The sequence below is a fragment of the Pseudomonas sp. 3B-A001-10F genome, assembly GCF_056313565.1.
This window is the reverse complement of sequence record NZ_JBQYFW010000001.1, coordinates 192,513-216,922: the sequence shown is the minus strand read 5'-3', so window position 1 is coordinate 216,922 and position 24,410 is coordinate 192,513. Positions and strand designations below refer to the sequence as shown.

The following is a 24,410-nucleotide window of genomic DNA, read 5'->3' as shown; positions in this document are numbered from 1 at the left end:
CTGCTCTTGCGCGCAAAAGGGGCGAATCCTGACGTAAGCGTCGGGCCAAGGCAATGCCCATTCTTCACATTGCGATAAAGTCGCGCACTGCCTTGATGGTCGGTGCCGGCGCCTCTTCCATCAACCAGTGTCCGGCTGCCGGAATCACCACCTCGGTGACGTTGTCCGCGGCATTGCGCATGACGATCGCTTCGTTGTTGCCAAAGGACTTTTCACCGCCCACGGCGAGCACCGGCATGGCCAGGTGTTTCTGCAGAACGGGGGCGTTGTCGAGGGCGTCCTGACGAATGCTGCGGAACTGGGCGAATGCGGCGTGCATGGCGCCGGGGCGGGCGTAGAGCTTGGCGTAATGCTGGCGGGTGCCTTCATCGACTTTGGCCGGGGTGCCGGCGAACTCGTTCCAGAAGCGGTCGAGGTAGATGCGTTCGCGCCCGGCAACCAGACGCTCCATGTCCGCGCCGCCGAAGTCGAAGTGCCAGAGCATCGGCGAACGAACGATGTCGTTCCACGGTGTGATGCCGGGCACGGGCGCATCCATCACCACCAGGCGCTCGGTCAGCTCGGGATAGCGCGCGGCATAGGCGAACGCGACCATGGTGCCGATGTCATGCCCGATGACCACCGAATGTTCGATCTTCAGCGCGCTCAACACCTGACGAATGTCGCCGGCCTGGGTCTTCTTGTCGTAACCGTCCTGCGGAATCGATGACAAACCCATGCCGCGCAGATCCGGCACCACTACGGTGTGGTCGCGGGCCAGATCCGCCGCCAGCGGTGCCCACATATCGCCGGTATCGCCGAAGCCATGCAACAGCACCACGGCCGGGCCTTTGCCACCGACACGCACGTGCATTGTCGCGCCTTCGACTTTGATGTCCTGAGTGTGGAAGGTGGCGGGGAAGGGAGTGACGTCGGCGTGGACCTGAAAACTCAGGACGAGCAGGGCGAGGCCAGTCAGCAGTGGGCGGGTCATGGCGAAGTCTCCAGGCGTGGTGGCGATGGAGAGAGCGTAGACGTATCGATCAGGGGCGGCGGAGTTTCATCCGCAAGCAAATGCTGCCTCGATAAATGCCCCCAGCGCCTTCTCTTCGAGAATCTCGATCGAGAAATGCCCGAAGCGCTTGGGCAACCAGATGATGCGCGTTCCGGACGGGAGTCGATGGGCTGGGCGTAATCGACGATCGGTCAGCCGGAATAAACTAAGCTGATGTGTAACGTCAAGATGACACAGGAGCAACCCACCATGAAGGCGCGCCGCATGAACAAGTCACACACGTTGATTGCAACGATTTCCTCTCTTGCGCTGGTTGTCAGCTCGGCGATGGCATTGGCTGATCCCGGTAATGGCAAGGGCCAGGGCAATGGCAAAGGTAATTCGCAGAATGTGCAGGGCCACGGTAACCAGAAAGGCAATGGCAACAAGGGCAACAACTCGGGTGGTGACTGGAGTCATGGCCCAAATATTGATCGCGGCAATGTGCTCGGGATTGTTGGTGGCTACCGCGACTACTGGAGCCCGGGGCCTGCGCTGCCACCGGGCATTCAAAAGAATCTTGCACGCGGCAAACCGCTCCCGCCCGGGATCGCGAAAAAGCTCGATGGACGCCTGGTCGGTCACCTGCCGCATTACGATGGCTACGAATGGCAGCAGGCGGGTACGGATCTGATACTGGTTGCGCTGGCCACCGGCCTGATTTACGAGGTGCTCAACGGGGCGTTTGATTAAGATTTCCTGCCCCGCTGCGCACCACCTACCCCGATCAGACGATTTTCAAAGCGCTCAGCACGATCAGCGATTGTTCGGCAAACGCCTGGGCTTGCTCGGTCAGTGCGGCGATGTTGGCTTCAGCGGTGGTCAGCGTTTTGCCGTCCTTGACCAACACTTCGTTTTGTTCAGCGATGACGCTCCACGCCAGTTGCGCCCACTCCGCCGGGTGCTGTTTGCCCTGGCGGATTGCAATCAGGAACAGTTGCTGGAAGCGGCTGACCATGACGCCACCGCCGGTGACCGGGCTGCTCAACACCTGAATGTCGGCGTTGAACAGCGCGCGCTTGCACAGTTGCAGGTTGAACGCAGCGCAGCGTTCATACACCAGAGCCTCGGCAGCTTCGCTCTGGCACGGGGCCACCGCACCCATGCCGACCAGGATGGCGAGCGCCTGTTCCAGATCGTCATAGGCGATTGGCGACACCGCATCGAATAACTGCTGCATCGTTTTGGCTTCATACGTCTGGCCCGCGAGGGCATCGAGCAGCGGGCCGTAGATTTCCGCTTGCAAAGACGCTTCGCCAGCGGGGCCGGTGACGCTGGACGCTACGTTTTCTGCTGGTTGCATGAGGACAAAACGCGTTTTGAGCATACGCGCCCGGCGCTCAGCGGCGCAGAGCCGGTTGGCACCCCGCACGTACAGATCACGACGGAAAGATTGATTGACGAAGTAGTCACGTGCCTGCTCGCGCATCACCGGGTGCTCGATACCGTCGAGAAAGGTCAGGGCTTCGGCACTCAGATTGAGTGCATCAACCGAATCCAGCGGCACCGCTGTCGTGACGTAATCGAGCTTGGCCGGGGCCAGCGCATCCACCATGTCGGCGAAATACATGCAGTTCCAGTCGCGATTGAAATATTCGTGGGCGACGTATTGGCGGTCCTGACCTTTGATGGTCTGCAGTCGGGCGCCCAGACTTGGCGCGGCAATGGCGTACTTGGGGTTGGCCGCCAGCAGCGCTTCGGAAAACTGCAACGCGGCGTCGATGCGCTGATCCGCCCGCGTCGCGTGATTGGCGAAACGGTCGTGCAGGCTGAACAATTGGCGCAACGGCGCCGCAGGCGACCAGCCCGGGAATGCGTTGTAACTGACGTACAGATGACCACCCGGTTTGAGGTGGCGCCGAGCGAATTCGACAATCAGCTTCTGGTTGTCACGGCTGACCCAGGTCCAGATGCCGTGCAGGCTGATGCTGTCGAATTGCGGCAAATCATGGCGCGCCAGCAGTTGCTCAAAGCTGTCGTCATAGAGTTTTGCGCCGTTGTTGCTGAGTTCTGCCAGCTCAATGGCATGGGCCGCCTGACCGGGGTGGAAGTCCGTCCCGACGAAGCCGGCAGGGCTCGCCGTGGCGTGGATATTGATCGACACACCCTGGCCAAAGCCGAGTTCACAGTGATAACCGTCGGGATTGTCCAGACCGGCAACACCGCGCAACAACAGGCAGTAACGCTGGAATACCGGATTGATTTCCCGGCTATAGCTGTAGGTGTAGCCTTCGTCGGTGAAATAACCTTCGTTCCAGGCGTTGCTCATGGGTGCAGCCTCTTGAATCAAAAATGAGGGATTGGACTTGCGTCGTTCAATCTTGCGCTGTCCACCGGGATGTTGTCGGCAGGATCAAACCATTCGATAGGGTCCATGCGGATATTTCGCAGAGCCATCGTTTGAAGGTGAGACGCGTACAGCGGCTCGGCCCAATAGTTGATCAGAACCGAACGCCGGCGCCCACCCAGCAGATTCCTGGTGCCGGCATGCAGCAGGTCGACATCGAACACCAGAATATCGCCCGCACGGCCCGTGAGCTGGACTGACCCCGACTCATCATTGACGTCTACCGGTGGTGCTCCCGGCGCCGGACGATGGCTGCCGGGGACGATACGGGTCGCGCCGTTGTTGGCACCATAGTCATCGAAAAAAGCCAGGGCCACCGCACAGTCGCCGGGGCGTTGCGCGGACAAGTCGCGATGCAGCTGCTGATGGCCGCCCCCCGCAAGCGGTTCGCGACCTTCAACCTGGGACAGGAAGAAGCGCTCGGCGATCAGCTCACCGACCACGGCCAACACCGTTGGCAAGCGGCACACCGCGCGCACGGTCGCATGCTCATCCAGCAGCGAATGGCGCCAGTCCTGACCGCGTGGCACGGGCCAGCGATCTGACGGCAGCACACCCGCATCGAACGCCTGGCGCAGGTCGTCCAGCCATTCGGCGGGTATGGCATGACGGAGCAGGGCGAAACCCTGTTGATGGAGCTGTTCACGGTTATTCATGATCGGACGTGTCCGCTCCTCACAAACGCACGCCCATCTCCAGGGCACGGGTTTCGAAGCCGAACTCGGCATACATGCGTACCGCGCGCTCGTTGAATGGCCACACCGTCAGGCGCAAGTCCTGAGCATCTTGCTCGATAGCCCAGTCTTTTACCCGTTGAATCAGTGCGCGGCCAATGCCTTTGCCCCAGAACGGCTCGGCGACACACACCGAGCCGATGCGCACCACATTCTGCGGCTGCATCAGCGGGCCGGAACTGGCGGACAGGATGGCCGTAATGAATGCCACGGGCCGTTCACCGGCGCTGGCGATGAAGACGATCTGGCCAGGCTTTTCGAATACCCCGGCCCAGTGCGGCAAATCGCGGGCAAAATCTTCGGTGGCGGCGGCGTAGATATCAGGGCGAGCGGCGTGGTGTACCGAGTTGAGCAATTGGCCCAATTCGCTCATTACCGGCGCATCGTCAGCAGTGGCAATGCGATAGGTGATGACTTCTTCCATGATAAAAATCTCTTTGTTGTAGATATTGCCGCAGGTTCTCAGCGGGTAAGAGCAGCGTTGTTTGTCACTTTGCCGCAATTCTGAAAAAACGCTCTGGGCGGCACGGTGCAAGGGCAGCAGATGACTGGTGATCCAGCAGCTCTTCACTGACGAGGCGCCCGACGATTGCCGCCAGCGTCACACCGGGATGCATCGCGCAAACGTAAACTCCACCGACCCCAGGCAAGTAACCGACAACGGGGAGGCCATCAGCGGGCATGGGTCGAAGCCCGACGGCGACGGTTTGCGGCGCAATGGAAACCACACCGTGAAGTTCACTCTGTATGGCTTCGGCGGTTTGCCGGGCGATGTCAGTCGGCGAGTTGCCCGGCGCCTCTCCCAGATAATCTTCAGCGGCCAGCAACGTGCCGTCGGCGCTTTGCCGAATTTCCATGACAGGGCTGGAAATGATGCCTTTAACGAGGCCCGGTTGGGTCTGGTAACGGATGAAAATGGCGGGCGAGGCGTCGATGGGCAGGGAGACGCTGAGCATCTGTGTTAACTGCCGGGTGCCAGTCCCCGCGGCAAGCACAACAAGGTCAGCATCAAACGTGCCCGCTGTGGTTTCAACGCCGGTGACATCTGCGTTGCAGGTTTTGAAAGCGGTCACTCGGGTTTGCGTGAGCAATTGCGCCCCCAGCGCCTGGGCGCCGGCAATCAAGGCGTGGGTGGCCTGCACGGCGTCGAGTGCGCCTTCTTCAGCAAGAAATAACGCGCAGGGTGGGGGATTTTTCAGGTTGGGCTCGCGGGCAAGCACTTCGGCAGACGATAACAATGTCGCCGACGCCGGATACTCTGCTGATTCGCTGTACGACAGCGCTCCGGTCCAGCGAATCTGCAAATCCGGCAGCTCGGTTTCGAGTCGCTGGTAGGCTTCTATGGCCATACCGCGCAATTGCGCAATCGGCTCAGCGCCGGCGTGCGTGGCAGTGATCCAGGCGAAAGAGCTTGCCGTCACGCCACTCGCGATCTCGCCGGCCTCGATCAACGTGACCTGTGCACCTTTGCCGGACAGGTGATACGCAAGCGAGGCGCCGACGATGCCCGCACCCACCACCACAATTCGTCGATGTGTTGCCTGGTTCATTTCAACATTCCCTGTTGTCGATCGGCTGATCCTGCAGCAGGGAGACGCAGCGAGCAACCAGAAAAAAGCCCGGCCAAAAGCCGGGCTCGTCCGCTGGCAACGGTTTAAGCAAGCATATCTCCGGCGGGCATTAGGCCTGCCGGTCCGTGACGGATGCTCAGTCGCTATGGATCAAGGATCAGGTTACGACGCCGAATGCTGACTGACATGCTTGGGCCCCGCCAGCGCCCAGGCAATCAACCCGAACAACGGCACAAACACGATCAGCACAATCCACACACCCTTATTGCTCGCTTTCCCCTCGCTCTTGCGTACCCGATTGATGGCCCAGAGTTCGATTAGCAGAAGAACTGCCGCCAGTACGATCCACACGGTTTCGATTTGCATTGGCTACCTCCTGATGGTCTGTTCGTTAGGTGGCGTAGGGTGCGGCGGGTTCATTTATTTTTATTCAGGGCATTGAGCAGGCGGGCCAGTTGCAAGGCGACGCGGCCGCTGTTGTAGGTTGGCAGCAGGTGGGTGAAAGGGATCTCGATGATGCGGTTCTCGCGCACCGCGCGCAGTTGCGAGAGGACCGGGTCGTGGGCCAACAGGTAGCGTTTGCGGCGGGCGGGCGACCATTCGGCGTCGGCCAGCAGGATCACGTCCGGGTCGCTGGCCAGCAGGGTTTCGCTGTTCACGGTCACTCGATAGAGGTTGATGTCGGCAAACACATTGCGCGCACCGGCAGCGGCCAACAGCTGGGTGACAAAGCCACGTCGACCTTCGCTGTCGAGACCTTTGACTTCGCTGTCGAGATAGAACACGGACAACGGTTTACCTACACCGGCCAAGGCTCGGGCGCTGGCAATGTCCTTTTCCATGGAGTCGATCAATGCTTGGGCTTTTTGCTGCTGGTGCAGCAGCTTGCCCAAGGTCAGCAAGTCATTGCGCACATGCGCGAAATAATCCAGTGAGTGCCCGTTGCAGGCGGACTCCAGCAGATACGAACCCACGCCATTGCGCGCAAGCCCCGAGCGCGAGGTCACCCCGTCGCCGAACGCCGTGGCAAAACCGCCGATCACCAGATCCGGCTTCGCAGCGTAAAGCACTTCGCTGGCCGGGTACTGCCGCGCGATTACCGGTACGCCGAAATACTCGGCTTGGCGCTGACCGGCACCGGTGTCATCCAGATACGCCACGCCGACCAGCGCTGGCCCGGCACCCAGTGCGAGGACGAGATCGGCCGCATGCTGATTGAGCGCGACGATGCGCGAAGATTGATCGGCGCTCCATTCTTCGCCGCAATTGCGGTAACTGTCGGCGAGTACAGGCATTGAGCAGAGCAGGGCGCCAAGTACGTACAGAATCGATCTCATGTCTGCACCTTGATCAGCAAATCCGCAACCACTTCACCGCCCACCAGATGCCCCTCGACCAGCCGCTGCACATCTTCATGGCTGCGCACGCCATACCAGCAGCGCTCCGGATACACCGTTACAATCGGCCCCAGATTGCACGGAAACTGGCAGTGCGTACGCGTCAGCAAGACGCCATCCGGCGTCTCGATGCGATCGTGCGCGAGCAAATGCCGGCGCAGGGTTTTCCATAACTGCAAGGCGCCGCGCTGGGTGCAACGCGGGCCGGTGCAGAGGAATACATGGCGCGCATGCTCGGGCACATTTGACCAGTCCGGGTGCGTGTCGACGCCGTCGACGGTTTTGATTCCACTCATCAGAAGCGGTACGTGTAGCGCACTTCGGAGGTGAACGGCCGGCCGAGGTTGTCGACGTTGCTCGAACGGCTGGTGACGTAATCGCGGTCGAACAGGTTTTCCACCAGCAGGCTCACGCGGTGCTGATGAGCGTTGTCGAGGTAGCGATAAGCGTCGGCGTCGACCACGGAATAGTTACCGTACTCGACTTGCTTCGAGCTTTTGATGTCGCGGATATAGCGGATCGCACCGCCGGCGCCCCACAGACGGTTTTCCGATTCATAGCCAAGCCGCGAGCGGGCGAAGAAGCTCGGGATATCGTTGAGGGTTACACCGCTGCGCGATTCGGTGAGGTTGCGGGTCATGTCCGCTTGCAGGCTCCATTGATCGTTGAGCGCGAGTTTGGTGTCGGCCTCGAAACCGCGCATACGCACCTGGCCTTCACCGTTGACCCATTGAATGTCGTCGAGGGTGATCAAGTCGTCGATCTTGCGTTTGAACAGGGTCACGCTGGCGCTGAATTCGCGGTCGAGCAGAAAGCCTTTGTAGTCGACACCCAGCTCCGCATTGCGGCTTTTTTCCGGCTTCAGGTTGCGATTGCCGATCTCGTCGCCCGGTTCATTGACGAACAATTGCTCGGCGTTTGGCAGTTTGTAGGCGCTGCCGTACTGGCCGCGCACCGACCAATTGTCATTGAGGTCATACAGCGAAGTGAGCATGCCGACGGTGGCACCATCGCCACCGCTCATGGCTTCGTGACGCACACCGATGCTCGGGTGCCAGTCGGGCAGGGCGTCGATCTGCGGGCGCAGTTGCGTGTAGAAAGCGTGGGCTTCGGCCTTGTCGTTATCGATGATCAACACATCATCCTGGCCCTTGAACCACTGGTTGTCGGTGCCGAACACCAGTACATGATCGCCGGGCAATTCAGCCTTGCCTTCGGCCTGCACACCCCAATCGGTGAAGCCCCAATAGTCATTGTGGTTGATGACCTTGGTGCCGCCGCCGGCGACGTTGTTGACACGCGTGTAGCGGGTGTCCCAGTCGTTGATATGGCCTTTGACGAAGTAGCTCAGACGCTCGTTGATGTCCTGTTCGAACGTCGCCGTGGCGATCTGCTGCACGCGGTCGTTAGTGGTCTTGTGGTTGTCGACCGGGCGGGCGAAATCGAGGTTGGCGTCGGCGTATTGGTAAAACAGCTCCAGCCGCGAATCATCGCCGAATGACTGAATCGCCTTGCCGCCGAACGTGGTGACTTCGTAGGCGCGATCCTTGCCGGAATCGTTTTTCATGTCGCGGTTGCGATAGGGCTGGTAACCGTCGGAGACGTTGTGACTGACGTACGCCAACAAACCGAGGTCGCCGAAACCGTTAGTGAAGATATTCTCGACGCGGGCGTCTTCGGTGGTGCCGCCAAAGCTGTCGACGCCTAGATTCACTTCGCCGGCGGCTTTGCGCGATTGCGGGCTGCGGGTGACGATGTTGATCACACCGGACACGGCCTGGGTGCCGAACAACAGGCTCTGCCCACCCTTGAGCACTTCGATGCGTTCGATGGCGTTGGCCGGCAGAGTGTCCAGATAGAGGCCGCCGTACAGGCGATTGTTCAGGCGCACGCCGTCGAGCAGGATCAGCGTGTCGTCGTTGCGCCCGCCGAGCAGCGAATACGTGCCGTAGTCGAAAGGGCCGTTTTTCGGCGCCACATACAAGCCTGGAATGAACATCTGCATCACCCGGCTGACATCGGCGCTGGGGCCGGCGCGTTCGATCTGCTCGCGGCTGACGATTTCGACCTTGCTGCCGAATCTGGCCATCTCGGCGACGGTGGTGGATTCCACTGACGGTGCAGTAACGATTTGTTGATTGAGTTCCAGCGGCGCGTCGTCGGCCAGTAGCAGCGGGCTGAACAGGCAGCCAAGGAACAGGGTTGGAGCAGAAGTGTTGAAAGGTCGAATCATTGTCTTCTCGAAAAGGATCTTCGCAGAAGAGCATGCAAGAGAAGGCATCGCGCACAGCCAATACCGGCCCATGCCCGCCCACCGCAGGATTTTGCCAAACGAAATTCCAGGCCGGTCTCCGGGCTCGCGCGTATCGAGGTTTTCACCTTCCCATGGCCGTCTGGCCACAGTGGTGTATTGAAAACATCACGCGCATACCGTTGCGGGGGCAGCACCGGACTTGTTCGAAAAGAACGTACCGGTTTCCCGTTTCACCCCATGCACGGCGGCATGGGACACCTGAAACTGGCCGGCATCTGAACATTCGAGGAGCGTCTCGTCAATGCGGCAACCACCAGGGGAGCTATTGGATACGTTCCAGAGCGACAAATTGGCCACTCAACCACGCATAAAGCTGAGACACCGCCGGGGTGATCTGCTTGCGATGCGGGCACACCAGACTCAACGGTGAGGCATTGCCGGGAAAATCCTTCAGTAGCACGACCAGTCGCCCTGCGATCACGTCTGCACTGACGTCCAGCCAGGATTTGTTGGCGATGCCTTCGCCGCTCAACGCCCAGCGGCGCACGATGTCGGCGTCGTCGCTGAACATCGGTCCCGAGACCTGGATCGTTTCACTGCCCAAACTCCACTTGTCGTAGATCCGGCCGCCTTGCTGGTAGAGCAGGCAAGCGTGGTTGTGCAGATCATCCGGCGTTTGCGGGTATCCGTGGCGCTCCACGTATTCCGGTGCGGCGACCAGCACCCGCCGGTTCCACGGTGCCAGCGGCAGCGCCACGTAGTTGGCATCTTCATTCGAGCCGTATCGAATCGCCACGTCTACCGGGTCACGAAACAAGTCGGCCATCTGGTCCGACAGGGAAAAGCGCAAGGTCAGTTCCGGGTGCTGGCGGCGAAACAGTGTGAGCCACGGCAGCAAAATGTTGCGCCCCAGATCGGACGGCGCCGTCACTTGCAACACGCCGCGCAACGTGGCGTTTTCACCGCGCAGGTTTTCCTTGCCTTGCTTGAGCGCCTCCAGCACCGAGTGGGCAGTGGGCAAGTATTGCTCGCCCTCGGCGGTTAATCGCAGGCTGCGGGTGGTGCGCGCAAACAGGCGCACGTCCAGCTCACGCTCCAGACGCTTGATCGCCGCGGCAACCTGACCGGGCAATAAATCCGCCTCATGGGCGGCAGCTGTGAAGCTGCCCAGCGCGGCGCTGCGGGTGAACAAACCAAGATCATCGATGCGGATCATTTTCACTCCTGCAGTGAAAGTGTTGGCGCATTCTGCTGGTTTTTCTTTGTGCTTGGGAAGTCGAAGATGGCGCCAAGCGAGCACATCAGCTCTTCAGACAGCGAGTTTCCATGAAAGCCATCACCTTCACCCAACACGCTTTGCCCATTGAAGATCCGCAATCGTTGCAGGACATCGACCTTCCGGTGCCAACTCCCGGCCCCCGGGATTTGCTCGTAGAAGTTCGTGCGGTGTCGGTCAATCCGGTCGATACCAAAGTACGCGCCGGCACTTTCACCAAAGAACCGAAAATCCTCGGCTGGGATGCCGCCGGTATTGTCCGCGAGGTCGGGGCTGAAGTGACGCTGTTTCAGCCTGGCGACGAAGTGTTCTACGCAGGCTCCCTTGCCCGCACCGGCAGTTACAGCGAATTTCACCTGGTGGACGAGCGAATCGTCGGGCACAAACCGCGTTCTTTAAGTGCTGCGGATGCCGCGGCATTGCCGTTGACCTCGATCACCGCCTGGGAGCTGTTGTTTGACCGTCTTGGTGTCACCGAAGGTTCAGGGCAGGGCAAGTGCCTGTTGATCACGGGGGCAGCGGGCGGCGTCGGTTCGATGCTGGTGCAATTGGCCCGACAGTTGACGCGGCTGACCGTCATCGGCACCGCCTCGCGGCAGGAAACGGCTGACTGGGTCCGGCAATTGGGCGCGCATCACGTCATCGATCACAGTCAGCCGCTGCTCGCACAGTTGCAGGCACTGGGTATCGACGAGGTCAGCCATGTCGCCAGCCTGACCCATACCGAGGAGCATTTTGCGCAGCTGATCGAAGTGCTCCAACCACAAGGGCGTCTGGGCGTGATCGACGATCCTGAAAGCCTCGACGTGATGCCGCTCAAGCGCAAGTCGCTGTCGCTGCACTGGGAGCTGATGTTCACCCGTTCGCTGTACGAAACCCCGGACATGATTGAGCAGCATCACCTGCTCAATCGCGTCAGCGATCTGATTGACCAAGGCATTTTGAAAACGACTGTCGGTGAACATTTTGGCGCGATCAACGCGGCAAACATGCGCCGTGCCCATGCCTTGGTCGAGAGCGGCAAGGCCCGAGGCAAACTGGTACTCGAAGGTTTCTGATTTCACTCATTCAGACGGGCCTGCACGCGGGCCGGTCAGGAGCAGCTCATGCGTATGAAAAAGCTTTCTGCTGCATTGGCCATGGTCATGGCAGCGCCGCTCGCCCATGCAATCAGCGCCGTGCCGTTGCCGGCCAATGCCCCCGCCGACCGATCCTTCGGCAAGCTCGAACAGGTCCATGCGTTCTACGACGCGATGCCCACCGGTGTGACCGTCACCGAGACCGGGCGCATCTTCGTCAACTTCCCGCGTTGGGGCGACAACGTGCCGTTCACCGTGGGCGAGATCCGCGACGGCAAAGTCGTGGCTTACCCGAACGCGGCGATCAACCAGGAAAACCTCAACGATCCCAGTGATGGTCTGATCAGCGTACAGAGCGTGGTGGCCGACGGGCGGGGCCGTGTCTGGTTGCTCGATACCGCCGCGCCGGGTTTCGCAGACCCAAAACCCAAAGGCGCGAAGCTGATCGCGGTGGATCTGGTCAGCAACAAGATCGTCAAGCGCCTGGTGTTCCCGGACAACGTCATGTTGCCGAGCACCTACGTCAACGACATGCGTTTCGACTTTCGCACAGGCCCGGAGGGAACGGTCTATCTGACTGACTCGTCCCTGCGCGGACCGGGCGCGATCATCGTCATGGACATCGCCAGCGGCAGTGCCATGCGCCGCTTGAGCGGTGTGCCGGCGACCTCGGTTGACCCGACCTTTGTCCCGGTGGTTGAAGGCCTGCCACTCACCGTTGAAGGTCCGGACGGCAAGCGCAAACCGCTGGGCGTGGCCTCGGACGGCATCGCGCTGTCGGCGGACGGCAAGACACTGTATTTCACACCGCTGTCGAGTCGGCACCTGTATTCGGTGTCCACCGCGTTGCTGCGTGATGCCAACTTCAGTGAACAGCAACTGACGGCCGCCGTGCAGGACCTGGGGGAGAAGGGCGCGTCCGATGGTCTGGAGGCTGACGCCGCCGGCGCCGTCTATGCCGGCGATTACGAGCACAACTCGATCCGCAAGCGTCTGCCGGACGGCCAATGGCAAACGCTGGTACACGACCCGCGTCTGCTCTGGCCAGACACATTGTCCATTGGCCCCGACGGCTATCTGTATTTCATCGCCAACCAGTTGCACCGCCAGGCGGCATTCCGTTCCGGGCAGGATCAGCGGCAAAAACCTTACAGCCTGATGCGTCTGAAGATCGACGCAGCGCCGGCGCCGACGCGCTGATTTCCAAGCGGCATTGAGTTCTACGTTTTCACTTTTCAGATCAGGAGTTCAATCATGGATCTCGTTTCTCTGGCCAAGCGCCGTTTCACTACAAAAGTTTTCGATGCCGACCGCAAGATTCCCAGGCACACACTGGAGTTGCTGCTGGAACAACTGCGCAACAGCCCCTCGTCGGTCAACTCTCAGCCTTGGCATTTCGTGGTTGCCGAGAGTGATCAGAGCCGTGCGCGAATCGCCCACAGTACTCAGGGGCCGTTCAGCTTCAACCAGCCGAAAATACTCAACGCGTCGCACGTCATCGTCTTTTGCACTCGCACGCATCTGCCGGAGGAATACCTGCAGGCGTTGCTGGCTCAGGAAGCCATGGACGGGCGTTTTCACAATGCCGAGGCGCGAGCAGGGCAGGAGCGTGGGCGGCGCGGTTTTGTCGATCTGCATCGCTTCGATCAGAAAGATCTGCAGCACTGGATGGAAAAGCAGACCTACCTCGCGCTGGGCACATTGCTGCTGGGTGCCGCCTCGCTGGGTATCGACGCGACGCCGATGGAAGGTTTCGACAGCAAAGTCCTCGACAGTGAACTGGGCCTGCGTGAACAGGGCTTCACCAGTCTGGTCGTGGTGAGCCTGGGCTATCACAGCAGCGAAGACTTCAACGCAGGCCTGCCCAAGTCCCGCTTGCCATCCCAGTCGCTGTTTACCTTTCTCTGAATGCAGCCGGTCCCAGGAGTATTGAAGATGAGCCAGTCCACAGAAACATTGATCTCGATCGCCGTGCTCAAGGCCAGGTCAGGCCAGGAACAGGCCTTGAAAGAAGGCTTGCTGGCGCTGGTTGAGCCGACACGCGCAGAGCCGGGCAATCTCGACTATGTGTTGTTTGAACTGCGCGACCAGCGCGGCACGTTCTACATGCGCGAGGCCTTCAAGGATCAGGCGGCACTGGATGCGCATTTCGCCATGCCTTACTTCAAGCGCTTTGCCACCGCGGCGGATGACCTGTTGGAAGAGCCGCTGCAACTGATATTTCTTGAGCACGTGTCGAACTGATCCAGTCCTCCATTCAACCTGTCAGGGTGTGCAGCCATGAAAGATACCGCGCAACGGCCAACCCACGGAACGCCGGTTCACGAAGACATCGATGCCATTGAAACCAACGAGTGGCTGGAAGCCCTGGCAGGTGTCGCGAAAGTCGGCGGCAGACCGCGCGTGCGGTTCTTGCTGCTGCGACTGGCCGAGCAGGCCAGCCGTCTCGGCGTACAAACGACGGCGAGTGCGTATTCGCTGTACCAGAACACCATCGCGCTCGAACAGCAGCCGGTTTATCCCGGGGATCTGGTGATGGAGGAACGCATTACCTCGATCATTCGCTGGAACGCCCTGGCCATGGTAGCGAAGGCGAACAAGGCCTATGGCGAATTGGGTGGTCATATCGCCAGTTACGCCTCGGCGGCGGAAATTTTCGAGGTCGGCTTCAATCACTTTTTCCGAGCGGACAGCGAAGCCGGGCGCGGTGATCTGGTTTACTTCCAGGCGCACTCTGCCCCCGGGGTGTACGCGCGGGCCTTTCTTGAAGGGCGTTTGCAGGCGTCGCAACTGGAGCGTTACCGGCAAGAAGTGAAGGGCGGCGGATTGTGTTCCTATCCGCATCCTTGGCTGATGCCCGACTTCTGGCAGTTTCCCACGGGCTCAATGGGTATTGGCCCGATCAATGCGATTTACCAAGCGCGGTTCCTGCGGTATTTGCAGCACCGTGGAATTGCCTCGACGGAGGGGCGGCATGTCTGGGGCGTCTTTGGTGATGGCGAGATGGACGAGCCGGAGTCCATCGCGGCGCTTTCGCTGGCAGCGCGGGAGAATCTCGACAACGTCACCTTCGTGATCAACTGCAATCTGCAGCGTCTCGACGGCCCCGTACGCGGCAACGGGCAAATCGTTCAGGAACTGGAGTCACTGTTCAGCGGCGCCGGCTGGAATGTGATCAAGGTGCTGTGGGGTTCGGACTGGGACCCATTGTTTGCCCGCGATGACGGCCATGCACTGTTGCGCCACTTCGCCGGGATGGTGGATGGCGAGTACCAGAATCTGGGGGCCAATGACGGTGCGTATAACCGCAGCCATTTCTTCGACCAGGACCCGCAGTTGCAGGCGTTGGTTGCAGACATGAGCCCGGAGCAGATCGACGCGTTGCGCCGGGGCGGTCACGACTTTCGTAAGTTGCATGCCGCGTTCGAGGCCGCACGCAAGCACAAGGGCAGGCCGACCGTGGTGCTCGCCAAAACCAAGAAAGGTTTCGGCATGGGCCAGATCGGCGAGTCGCGCAACACCTCGCACCAGCAGAAAAAACTCGATATCGAGGTGCTCAAGGCATTCCGTGATCGTTTCGCCTTGCCGCTGGATGATGAGGCCGTGGCAGAAATGCGCTTCTACAAACCGGCTGACGACAGCCCCGAGTTGCGATACCTGCATCAGCAGCGACGGGCGCTCGGCGGTTACTTGCCCAAGCGCAACGGTGTGTCAGCACCAATAACATTGCCACCGCTCGACAGCTATGGCCGTTTTGCGCTGAAGGCCGATGAGCGTGAAAACTCGACGACCATGGCGGTGGTGCGACTGTTCACCCATCTGATCCGGGACAAACAATTGGGGCCACGCATTGTGCCGATTGTCGCCGATGAAGCGCGCACATTCGGCATGGCGAATCTGTTCCGGCAGATCGGGATTTATTCATCCGTCGGCCAGTTGTACGAGCCAGAAGATGCCGGCGCGCTGCTCTATTACAAGGAATCGACCGACGGCCAACTGCTCGAAGAAGGCATCACCGAAGCCGGTGCGATTTCTTCCTGGATCGCTGCGGCCACCTCCTACAGCGTCAATGGCGAGCCGATGCTGCCGTTCTACATTTACTACTCGATGTTCGGTTTTCAGCGCATTGGCGACCTGATCTGGGCAGCGGCCGACCAGCGCGCCAGAGGCTTTTTGATCGGCGCCACATCGGGGCGCACAACGCTGGCCGGCGAAGGACTGCAGCATCAGGACGGCTCCAGTCAGTTGATGGCAGCCACTGTGCCCAACTGCCGCGCCTACGACCCGGCATTTGCCAGCGAGGCGGCGGTGATCATCGACCATGGCGCCCGGCGCATGCTGGAGCAGCAAGAGGATGAGTTCTATTACCTGACGGTAACCAACGAGAACTACGTTCAGGCCTCACTTGAACCAGACGAACACGCGGACGTAATTCGCGGCATGCGCCTCTATGCGCGCTATGGCGAGGGGGTATCGGCGGTTCGTTTACTGGGTTCGGGAGCGATTCTGCGCGAGGTGATTGCCGCCGCACATATGCTGGATCAAGAGTGGCAAGTCAGCAGCGAAGTGTGGAGTGTGACCAGCTTCTCCGAACTCGCCCGGGATGCCCGCGAGGTGCAGCGCCAGCAAGTGTTCGGCGGCGATGTCGAGTGCCAGAGTCACCTGCTGCATTGTCTGCCCGGTCACGCGCCAGTCGTGGCGGCAAGTGATTACGTGCGTGCCTATGCACAATTGGTGGTGCCGTATTTACAGGCGCCGTGCATCTGCCTGGGCACCGACGGATTTGGGCGCAGCGACACACGCTCGGCGTTGCGCAGCTTCTTTGAAGTGGATCGCTATCACATCGTTTTGGCGGCGCTGGCTTCGGTCGATCCGCAGGCACATGCCCAGGCTCGGGCGAAATACGGCATCGACGCCGACGCCGAAGCCCCCTGGAATTGCTGAGCTTTCAGGTCGTGTGTTGCTTCCTTCATCAACCAACAATCGCGACGGCACACTTTGGCTGTCTGCTGCGCAAATGGATCGCGTCGGCTGGCGAACAACTGATCTGAATGGCCTACTGACGTTCGGCCCTATATCCTTCCCGCCTGTTTGATGAAATGACTTAGGGAAGAATTGCATGCCGTTCAGGGTGATGGTGGTCGGGGGCTACGGAAATTTCGGCAGCATCGTGTGCAGACATCTGGCGCTGATGCCGGACATCGGGCTGGTGCTGTCGGGTCGTGATCCGCGCAAGTTGCAGCGCAAACTCGATGAGCTCAACAGCCATTCGGGAAACGTCTGCGAAGGCTGGTGCGGCGATGCCATGGGCGCGGAGTTCGAAGCCGCTTTGCGTGCGCTGAACATTCAGTTGGTCGTCCATACCGGCGGGCCGTTTCAGGGGCAAGCCTATGCCGTTGCGCAGCGTTGCATCGATGCCGGCGTGAACTACTGCGATCTCGCGGACTGCCGCACCTTCGTCAACGGCATCGACGTGCTCGACGCGCGGGCGAAACAAGCGGGCGTGGCGATCCTCAGTGGTTGCAGCTCGGTGCCGACGCTGTCTTCCGCGATCATTGATGAGCAGCGCCAGCGCTTTTCGCGCATTGACTCGATCGAGCATGGCATTTCTTCCTCGGCAAAAATGCCCGGGCTGTCGACCATCGAAGGCGTACTCGCTTACGCCGGCAAACCGATCAAGCAACTCAAGAACGGCAAAGTCCATGAAGTGTCGGGCTGGCTGGACCTGACCCTGCGCAAGATGCCGCAGATGGGCACGCGATTGCTGGCCAACGTCGATGTCCCGGACATGGACATCTTCGCCGGTCGTTATGGTGCGCAAACCCTGAGCTTCAAGGCCGGCGCCGGTCTCAAGCTCGGCGGTATCGCCAACGGCTTGCTGGCGCAGGCGCTGAAAGTCGGGCTGGTGCGCGACCATGCCTTGTGGGCCGGAAGACTGCATCGGTTGGGCATGCGATTTGAGCGATTCGGCGATGGCAAAAGTGCGATGTACATCGACGTGCAGGGCCTTGGTGTTGATGGCAAACCGCTGTCGATGACCGCGCAACTCACCGCTTTGAACGACAAAGGCCCAGAGATCCCCAGCTGCGCCGCCGTGGCCCTGGCCACGAAAATGGCCCAGGGTTACGTGCCAACCGCCGGTGCCAGACCGTGCGTGGGCGAAATCAGCGTCGCCGAGTACATGGCCGCGATCAACGACCCGGACAACCTGAGCCTGGCCGTGCATTTCTCGGACGGGCAGCGCTGACATGCTCTACCTGTGCCTCAAGTACCTGCACATCATCGCCGCGATCTTCCTGTTCGGTTTCGGCATGGGCTCCTACCTCTACCTGATCGCCGCCAGCCGCACCGGTAACCCGCACGTGATCGCGCATGTCGCGCGCATGGTGGTGCGCTTCGACACCTGGATCACCACGCCGGCCGGGTTTGTGCAGATCATCACCGGTTATCTGCTGATGCGGCTTTCGGGGTTGTCGATGAGCACCGAGTGGGTGCTGACCTCGCTGATTGTCTTCTTCTGCGTCGGCTCGCTGTGGCTGCCGGTGTTGCTCCTGCAGAAGCGCCTGTATGTGATGGCGTCGAGTGCGAGCGAGGCGGGGACGGGGCTTGATGAGCAGTATCAAGCCGTTTACCGGAAGTGGTTCTGGATGGGCGTGCTCGGGTTTGCCGGGATGTTTGTCATCGTGCTGATGATGGTGACGAAGATGACACCGGTGCAGTTGATTAGCTTTCTGGCGTAGTTATTTTCAGAAAGCGCTGTTGATGATCCGGGGTAGGCAGCAGGCAGGTGTCGTACTTGCCGAACAGTCGGTAGCGGTTCAGCGCGATGCGGTCGTAGGCCCAGTCGCGCAGGCCGCGCGGGAACACGCGTAGCAGCCGCAATGGCTGCCAGCGGGCGGGTAGTTGGCTGATGACTTCGAAGAACGCGTCTGAACGTTCCCAGTAGTGACGGTCACGGATTACCGCCATGGTGTCGAATTGGTCGACAGGCAGGCCGGCCCACGCGAGCAAGGCTTGTCCCTCCGGCGACTGCACCGCTGCCAGACGCACGCGACGTTGATGATCATGGCGAATCAAAAAACGCGCCCAGCCGTTGCAGAGCTTGCACACGCCATCGAACAGGACCACGGATTCGCCGGGGTTGAGGAACGGGGCGGGGGTAGGGCGGGTTTTTGGCGTGGGCATGGGTTTTGTGTTCAAGACGTCGGGTGTTGCGATCATAGCGCCGCCAGCAGTGGTTCGCGAATGACTGCGCTCGCTTAGGCACATGAATGTGAGAGACAGACCACGTTCAGCAGCGCGATCTGTCGCCTGTCGCCGTCAAGCCGTTGCCTCACTTGCCCGAACGGCCCCACTCGATCCTTGGAGCCGTCCCGAAGTTTATGCCGATACTTCAACGCTGGCCGCTCGACGCAGTAATACGAAACACCACTGAGCAAGAACGACAGCACCAACACCGTTGCAACCTTGGACCAATCGAATGAGGTGATCGGCCAGAGGCCGTGCAGGAAGTAAATCACCACGAAGTGATTGAGGAATACGCCATAGCTGATGTTCCCGAGAAACTCGTCAATCCGGTGAAATTTGAGTGTTGTCAGCCCGTACACGGCAGGGATGACCAGGGCAATGCCGGCGGCCACTTCGGCGTTGGACGGCCGACGTTCGATCCAGCCCATCATGATCGCTGCAAAGATCAATGCCGCTGCCACAGCGGTACCGCCAGCAATCGCGAAACCCTTCGTCTGCGGTTTGTAGAGGTAGCTGCCGCACAGGAAGATGAACAGGACACCCGGCAACAGACGGTAGCCGTAGTAGTCGGTGTTGATGAATCCAAGGCAGGCGGGGATGAAGACCGCAACCGACAAGGCGAAGGCCGCGCCCCGTAGTCTGTAGATGAGCAGGAACGGGATCACCAGGTAGAAACACATCTCCAGTCCGGCTCAGGTTGAGCCTGAACAAGCCGGTTACGCCCCGGTTGGACCGCCGGCGTAACCCCGACACCCCCGGCTGCTAGGGCGTGGGAGCCCTTGTCACTGGGCTCATGAGATATCGATCTGGTACCTGAACCCCTCGGCCGCCGCGCGGGAAATTCGGTATTCGAGCGGGGAGCGGTCATAGCCGAGGGCGGTGCGCTCGATGGTGACGACCGGGGCGCCTTCTTTGATTGAAAGGGTTTTGGCGGTGGCCCGGTCGGCTTGCTCTACGGTGAGGGTCTCTGTCGCCGAGCCGATACATTGTCCGCACTGGGTTTCATAAAACGGGTAGAGCAGTTTGCCGAAGCTTTCGGATTCAATTTCCAGCAATACGCCGAACCGTGTGGCGGGGAGCCAGATATCCTCGTGAAACAGTGTGCGGCTTTCAACCATCCGCAGCCGTTCCAGGTGCACGACGTCTTCGTCGTCCTGCAACTTCAGGGCTGTTGCCACAGGTTGAGAGGGTTTTTGCCGGCTCTTTGCCAGGATGCGGCTGGTCGGTATTTCGCGCCCGCCAGCGGCATTCACTTGTCTGAAAAATCGCGCCAATGAGGCATCGAAGTTGGGACGGCGCACATAGGTGCCCCGGCCCTGGCTGCGCAGGAGCAGGCCTTCATTGACCAGTGTGTCCACGGCCTTTCGTACCGTGCCGATGGCTACACCATAGTGTTTGGTGAGCTCGGCCTCGGTGGGGATGGGCGAGCCTGGCATCCATTCGCCGGTGGCGATCTTGGCGAGCATTTCTTCTCGCAGGCGCTGATAGAGCGGCAAGCGCTCGTCGTATCCGAGGGTAGGGGCGTTCATTTTTTCTTTGATTCCTTTTCGGCATGCGCAGCCACTTTAGCACCTGCGTGAGGTTTGACAGATATCCATCCCTGAATATATGGTGATCTAGTCATATATATGAATTTAAGCTTCTGTACACGTGCTGACGATTGCAGGATTGGGCCAAATAACCTGATTTCTCATGGCGGCAGGTGATTCTCCATAACAACAAACGAACGGGGTTATCTGTTTATGACCAGCCTTCACCCGCCTGCTTTCACCGGTGTGGACACGCACGCCCACGTCTTCCGCCAGGATCTGCCGATGGTTGCCAACCGTCGCTACAGCCCGCGTTACAACGCTTTGGTGGAGCAATACGTGGATCACCTGGATCGCCACGGTTTTTCACACGGCGTGTTGATTCAGCCGAGCTTTCTGGGCACCGACAATCACTTCATGCTTGACGCGTTGCGTCGTTATCCGCAGCGCTTGCGTGGGGTGGCGGTGGTGGATGTCGACTTCAGCGAAACCCTGCTCGACGAATTGGCCGAAGCGGGTGTGGTTGGTATCCGTTTGAATCTCATTGGTAAGGCGCTGGCGGATTACAGCGGCCCAGCCTGGACCACTCTGTTCCAGCGGTTGGCGCTGCGGGGATGGCAAGTTGAAGTTCAGCGCGGCATCGATGACCTGGCGCCGATCGTATCGGCCATCAGGGCCTGCGGTGTGACCGTGGTCATCGATCATTTCGGCCTGCCGACGGGGGGCATCGATGCCGGGAACCCCAACCATCAGGCGTTTCTTGAGTTGCTGAAGGATGACGGGGTGTGGCTCAAGCTTTCCGCCCCGTACCGCAGTCGATCCGATCTTGCCCAGGCATCGCATGGGCTGGCGCTGTTGCGCGACGCGAGTGGCGGCCTCCAGCGACTCGTCTGGGGCAGCGATTGGCCCAACACTCAGTATGAACAGCAGACGGACTATTCCCGGCAAGTGGCTTTCCTCGAAGGCTTGCTGCCGGACGCGGCCGAGCGGGCGCATGTGCTGAAGGACAACCCAGCGAAGCTGTTTGGCTTCGAAATACGCTGCTAAACGATCAATAACAACAATAGGACTTCCATCATGATGAGCCTGCTCGTCGTCGCGGCAATCGTTGTCGCCGTTGCCCTGGGTTACAAGACCAAGATCAACATCGGTCTGTTCGCCATCGCTTTTGCTTACCTGATCGGCTGTTACGGCATGGGGTTGAGCCCGTCCGAAGTCATCAGCCTGTGGCCGTTGAAGATTTTCTTCATCATCTTCTCGGTTTGTCTGTTCTATAGTTTTGCCACCGTCAATGGCACGCTTGAAAAATTGGCGGAGCATCTGATTTATCGATGCCGGTCGATGCCTCAATTGTTGCCGTTCGCGGTCTTCTTCACGGCAACCACCATCTCGGCGATGGGGGCGGGCTACTACACAGTGCTGGCGTTCATGGCGCCCATCACGCTGCTGCTGTGCGAGCGCACCGGGATGAGCCTGATCACGGGCGGCATGGCGGTCAACTATGGCGCCTTGAGCGGAGCCAACTTCGTCTCCAGCCAGAGTGGAATCATTTTTCGTGGCTTGATGGCCAATGCTGGCATCCCGGAAAACGAGGCCTTCATCAACGCCGCAGCGATTTTCGCCAGTACCCTGGTGATACCGCTGGCGGTGATTTCGGTATTGGTGTTTCTCACCGGCCATGGCAAGGCGATGAAAGCGTCCGCTTATGCGGTCGCCGTGCCGACGCCGCTGAACCGCGAGCAGACAATTACCCTGTGGCTGACGTTAGCGATGATGGTGATCGTACTGGCGGCACCCGTCGCGCAAATTGTCTTCCCGGAAAATTCCACGGTGAGCTTCATCAATTCGAAGATGGACATCGGTTTGATCGCCAGCCTGTTCTCGGTGATCGCGCTCTTGCTGAAACTGGGCGACGAACGCAAGGCAATGGCGTCTGTGCCTTGGGGCACGTTGATCATGATCTGTGGTGTGGGCATGCTGATCTCGGTCGCGATCAAGGCCGGGACCATCGGCTTGCTGGCATCGTGGATGGGCAATAGCATTGCGCCGATCATGGTGCCGATTGTCTTCGGTGTGGTGGCGGCGTTCATGTCGCTGTTCTCCAGCACGCTGGGGGTGGTGACGCCGGCGCTGTTCCCGTTGGTGCCACCGCTTGCCACGGCACTGGGGCTAGATCCGATGATCCTGTTTGTGGCCATTGTCGTCGGCGCTCAAGCCACCTCCATCTCGCCGTTCTCCTCTGGTGGTAGCTTGATATTAGGCTCATGTGTCACGGAGCAGAGTCGCAGCTCACTGTTCCAGCAGCTCCTGTTTCGCGCAGCGCCACTTGGCTTTGTCGCGGCACTGGTGTTCAACGCTGTCCTCACGTTCCTCTAAGCACGGCTCTTCACGGCCCGGCGCCTTCGCCGAGCCGTTGCATTTGGCACGTCGATCAATCAATAGGGAAAAATGACCATCATTGATGTGCCGGGAAGTGTGCAAGCCATCCGATATCGGTCAAATCGAATGGGGTTGCTTGCCGTCGCCCAGCACGTTAAGGCTTTTATCGCGCTATCTGAACCGGACGCTGAAGCCCATGCTCGTTAATTTACGAGCGCTCTATCCAGAGTTGATCCACCTGATGCCGGGAACCAGCCTACAGATCTCCGCCTAGCGATTGCAGCTTTTATAGCTACGCTTGCCAGCAAGAGACTGGTGCAAGTGCGCCAACTCCTTAATTGTCTGGCAAGGGAGCCAACAACCATGGATAGCACTCAGGGCGTTTATCCATCAGCGACCGTTCTGGTGGTCGACGATACCCCCGACAACCTGATGTTGATCGCCGAGTTGCTGAAGGACAAATATCGGGTCAAGGCCGCCAACAGCGGCGAAAAGGCCCTACGCCTTCTGCAGGCCGACCCGCTTCCCGATCTGATTCTGCTGGATATCATGATGCCGGGCCTGTCCGGTTATGACGTTGCCGAGCAGCTCAAGCTCGACGTTCGCATTCGCCATATACCGATCATTTTCCTCACCTCCATGACCGCCACGGAGGACGAGATTCGCGGCTTGAGCCTCGGGGCTGCGGATTACATCACCAAGCCGATCATCCCCCCGGTGCTCATGGCCAGGGTCGAGACCCAAATCAAGCTCAAGTCCGTTGCCGATTTCCTGCGCAATCAGAATGAGTTTCTGGAGCGGGAAGTGCAGCGCCGCACCCAGGAGGTGATCGCCATCCAGGATGTCACCATCCACGCCATGGCTTCGCTGGCCGAAACCCGTGACAACGAAACCGGCAACCACATTCGCCGTACCCAGCACTACATCAAACGCCTGGCTGAACTGTTGCGAAACCACCCGCGCTTCCGGCACTTTCTCGACGAGGACAGCATCAAGCTGCTCTTCAAATCGGCACCGCTGCACGATATCGGCAAGATTGGCATTCCCGATCGCATCCTGCTCAAACCGGGACGGCTCACCGCTGAAGAATTCGAGATCATGAAGACCCACACCACATTGGGGCGTGACGCCATCCAGCACGCGGAGGATCAATTAGGCATAAACGTCGATTTCCTTCATTTGGCCAAGGAAATCGCCTACGGCCATCAGGAAAAGTGGGATGGCAGTGGCTATCCGCAAGGCTTGGCCGCCGACGATATCCCGATCAGCGCCAGGTTAATGGCCGTGGCAGATGTCTACGATGCGCTGATCAGCCGCCGCGTGTACAAGCCCGGCATGCCTCACGAGCAGGCGGTGAAAATCATCGGCGAAGGCCGGGGCTCGCATTTTGATCCGGACATCTGTGACGCGTTTCTCGCCAATGCCGAGCAGTTCCGCGCAATTGCCGAGCGATTTGCCGACAGCGACCAGGACATGGCCAGGCAGTTAGCACTGCTTGAGCAGATTGCCGAACGTCCCTGAACCCCGCGCATGACTCTGCACATCCAGCTGAAAGAGGCCGTT

The 24,410-nt window shown here is 59.9% G+C and carries 23 protein-coding genes, 2 pseudogenes and 1 riboswitch; of the genes and pseudogenes, 11 read left to right on the top strand and 14 right to left on the bottom strand.

Features of this window, described 5'->3' with window-relative positions; genetic code table 11:
- Window positions 1-64: 64 nt before the first annotated feature.
- The gene (locus AC0ZWN_RS01130) at window positions 65-973 is read right to left on the bottom strand and encodes an alpha/beta fold hydrolase (protein WP_258709737.1); all 909 of its coding nucleotides are present in this window, start codon (window positions 971-973) and stop codon (window positions 65-67) included.
- A gap of 66 nt (window positions 974-1,039) precedes the next feature.
- Window positions 1,040-1,153: pseudogene (locus AC0ZWN_RS01125) on the bottom strand (VOC family protein); the annotation flags it as partial.
- Window positions 1,154-1,258: 105 nt separating this feature from the next.
- Between AC0ZWN_RS01125 and AC0ZWN_RS01120 the strand changes: the two are divergent.
- A complete protein-coding gene (locus tag AC0ZWN_RS01120; protein WP_476333723.1) occupies window positions 1,259-1,726 on the top strand; it encodes an anti-virulence regulator CigR family protein in 468 nt (155 codons plus the stop codon).
- 34 nt (window positions 1,727-1,760) lie between these two features.
- Here AC0ZWN_RS01120 and AC0ZWN_RS01115 read toward each other — a convergent pair whose 3' ends face one another.
- From AC0ZWN_RS01115 to AC0ZWN_RS01075, 9 genes are all read right to left on the bottom strand, one after another.
- On the bottom strand, window positions 1,761-3,302 hold the full coding sequence (locus AC0ZWN_RS01115) for a methyltransferase regulatory domain-containing protein (protein WP_476333722.1): 1,542 nt from the start codon (window positions 3,300-3,302) through the stop codon (window positions 1,761-1,763).
- A gap of 17 nt (window positions 3,303-3,319) precedes the next feature.
- Window positions 3,320-4,036 (bottom strand): phytanoyl-CoA dioxygenase family protein, encoded by a 717-nt coding sequence (locus tag AC0ZWN_RS01110; protein ID WP_476333720.1) that lies wholly within the window; start codon window positions 4,034-4,036, stop codon window positions 3,320-3,322.
- A gap of 19 nt (window positions 4,037-4,055) precedes the next feature.
- On the bottom strand, window positions 4,056-4,538 hold the full coding sequence (locus AC0ZWN_RS01105) for a GNAT family N-acetyltransferase (protein ID WP_175559599.1): 483 nt from the start codon (window positions 4,536-4,538) through the stop codon (window positions 4,056-4,058).
- 64 nt (window positions 4,539-4,602) lie between these two features.
- The gene (locus tag AC0ZWN_RS01100) at window positions 4,603-5,664 is read right to left on the bottom strand and encodes an NAD(P)/FAD-dependent oxidoreductase (RefSeq protein ID WP_476333719.1); all 1,062 of its coding nucleotides are present in this window, start codon (window positions 5,662-5,664) and stop codon (window positions 4,603-4,605) included.
- Between the two features lie 183 nt (window positions 5,665-5,847).
- Complete coding sequence (locus AC0ZWN_RS01095; RefSeq protein ID WP_007916127.1) at window positions 5,848-6,051, bottom strand: PLD nuclease N-terminal domain-containing protein; 204 nt, start codon at window positions 6,049-6,051, stop codon at window positions 5,848-5,850.
- A 50-nt stretch (window positions 6,052-6,101) separates the two neighbouring features.
- Entirely contained in the window at window positions 6,102-7,022 is a 921-nt protein-coding gene (locus tag AC0ZWN_RS01090; protein WP_093433386.1) for an ABC transporter substrate-binding protein, read from the bottom strand.
- On the bottom strand, window positions 7,019-7,378 hold the full coding sequence (locus AC0ZWN_RS01085; RefSeq protein ID WP_093433383.1) for a (2Fe-2S) ferredoxin domain-containing protein: 360 nt from the start codon (window positions 7,376-7,378) through the stop codon (window positions 7,019-7,021). The genes AC0ZWN_RS01090 and AC0ZWN_RS01085 overlap by 4 nt, the downstream gene beginning before the upstream one ends.
- Window positions 7,378-9,315 (bottom strand): TonB-dependent receptor plug domain-containing protein, encoded by a 1,938-nt coding sequence (locus tag AC0ZWN_RS01080; protein ID WP_476333716.1) that lies wholly within the window; start codon window positions 9,313-9,315, stop codon window positions 7,378-7,380. The genes AC0ZWN_RS01085 and AC0ZWN_RS01080 overlap by 1 nt, the downstream gene beginning before the upstream one ends.
- Window positions 9,316-9,407: 92 nt before the next feature.
- Window positions 9,408-9,613: riboswitch (cobalamin riboswitch) on the bottom strand.
- 45 nt (window positions 9,614-9,658) lie between these two features.
- Entirely contained in the window at window positions 9,659-10,552 is an 894-nt protein-coding gene (locus tag AC0ZWN_RS01075) for a LysR family transcriptional regulator (RefSeq protein ID WP_093433378.1), read from the bottom strand.
- A 110-nt stretch (window positions 10,553-10,662) separates the two neighbouring features.
- Between AC0ZWN_RS01075 and AC0ZWN_RS01070 the strand changes: the two genes are divergently transcribed.
- The 7 genes from AC0ZWN_RS01070 to AC0ZWN_RS01040 all read left to right on the top strand — a co-directional run bounded on the left by AC0ZWN_RS01070 (window position 10,663) and on the right by AC0ZWN_RS01040 (window position 18,431).
- Window positions 10,663-11,670 (top strand): zinc-binding alcohol dehydrogenase family protein, encoded by a 1,008-nt coding sequence (locus tag AC0ZWN_RS01070; protein WP_476333715.1) that lies wholly within the window; start codon window positions 10,663-10,665, stop codon window positions 11,668-11,670.
- Window positions 11,671-11,718: 48 nt separating this feature from the next.
- Window positions 11,719-12,891, top strand: a complete 1,173-nt coding sequence (locus tag AC0ZWN_RS01065) for an L-dopachrome tautomerase-related protein (RefSeq protein ID WP_476333714.1) — start codon at window positions 11,719-11,721, stop codon at window positions 12,889-12,891.
- 54 nt (window positions 12,892-12,945) lie between these two features.
- Window positions 12,946-13,599 (top strand): oxygen-insensitive NAD(P)H nitroreductase, encoded by a 654-nt coding sequence (nfsB, locus tag AC0ZWN_RS01060; RefSeq protein WP_095049900.1) that lies wholly within the window; start codon window positions 12,946-12,948, stop codon window positions 13,597-13,599.
- A 27-nt stretch (window positions 13,600-13,626) separates the two neighbouring features.
- Window positions 13,627-13,935 carry a putative quinol monooxygenase gene (locus tag AC0ZWN_RS01055; RefSeq protein WP_476333713.1) on the top strand — a complete coding sequence of 103 codons (309 nt, stop codon included), beginning with the start codon at window positions 13,627-13,629 and terminating at the stop codon, window positions 13,933-13,935.
- A gap of 36 nt (window positions 13,936-13,971) precedes the next feature.
- On the top strand, window positions 13,972-16,635 hold the full coding sequence (mdeB, locus tag AC0ZWN_RS01050) for an alpha-ketoglutarate dehydrogenase (RefSeq protein ID WP_476333712.1): 2,664 nt from the start codon (window positions 13,972-13,974) through the stop codon (window positions 16,633-16,635).
- A gap of 175 nt (window positions 16,636-16,810) precedes the next feature.
- A complete protein-coding gene (locus AC0ZWN_RS01045; protein WP_476333711.1) occupies window positions 16,811-17,938 on the top strand; it encodes a saccharopine dehydrogenase family protein in 1,128 nt (375 codons plus the stop codon).
- Window position 17,939: 1 nt separating this feature from the next.
- Window positions 17,940-18,431 carry a DUF2269 family protein gene (locus AC0ZWN_RS01040; protein ID WP_460064304.1) on the top strand — a complete coding sequence of 164 codons (492 nt, stop codon included), beginning with the start codon at window positions 17,940-17,942 and terminating at the stop codon, window positions 18,429-18,431.
- On the opposite strand, the gene AC0ZWN_RS01035 is transcribed toward AC0ZWN_RS01040, so the two are convergent.
- From AC0ZWN_RS01035 to AC0ZWN_RS01025, 3 genes and pseudogenes are all read right to left on the bottom strand, one after another.
- Complete coding sequence (locus AC0ZWN_RS01035) at window positions 18,415-18,876, bottom strand: thiol-disulfide oxidoreductase DCC family protein (RefSeq protein WP_093433359.1); 462 nt, start codon at window positions 18,874-18,876, stop codon at window positions 18,415-18,417. The genes AC0ZWN_RS01040 and AC0ZWN_RS01035 overlap by 17 nt on opposite strands.
- A 74-nt stretch (window positions 18,877-18,950) precedes the next feature.
- Window positions 18,951-19,628: pseudogene (locus AC0ZWN_RS01030) on the bottom strand (acyltransferase family protein); the annotation flags it as partial.
- Window positions 19,629-19,730: 102 nt separating this feature from the next.
- Window positions 19,731-20,468 (bottom strand): GntR family transcriptional regulator, encoded by a 738-nt coding sequence (locus AC0ZWN_RS01025; protein WP_476333708.1) that lies wholly within the window; start codon window positions 20,466-20,468, stop codon window positions 19,731-19,733.
- A gap of 213 nt (window positions 20,469-20,681) precedes the next feature.
- Between AC0ZWN_RS01025 and AC0ZWN_RS01020 the strand changes: the two genes are divergently transcribed.
- The 3 genes from AC0ZWN_RS01020 (at window position 20,682) to AC0ZWN_RS01010 (ending at window position 24,368) form a co-directional block, all read left to right on the top strand.
- A complete protein-coding gene (locus AC0ZWN_RS01020) occupies window positions 20,682-21,515 on the top strand; it encodes an amidohydrolase family protein (RefSeq protein WP_476333707.1) in 834 nt (277 codons plus the stop codon).
- 30 nt (window positions 21,516-21,545) lie between these two features.
- A complete protein-coding gene (locus AC0ZWN_RS01015) occupies window positions 21,546-22,844 on the top strand; it encodes an SLC13 family permease (RefSeq protein ID WP_476333706.1) in 1,299 nt (432 codons plus the stop codon).
- Between the two features lie 366 nt (window positions 22,845-23,210).
- The gene (locus AC0ZWN_RS01010) at window positions 23,211-24,368 is read left to right on the top strand and encodes an HD-GYP domain-containing protein (protein WP_093433347.1); all 1,158 of its coding nucleotides are present in this window, start codon (window positions 23,211-23,213) and stop codon (window positions 24,366-24,368) included.
- The last annotated feature ends 42 nt before the right edge of the window (window positions 24,369-24,410 follow it).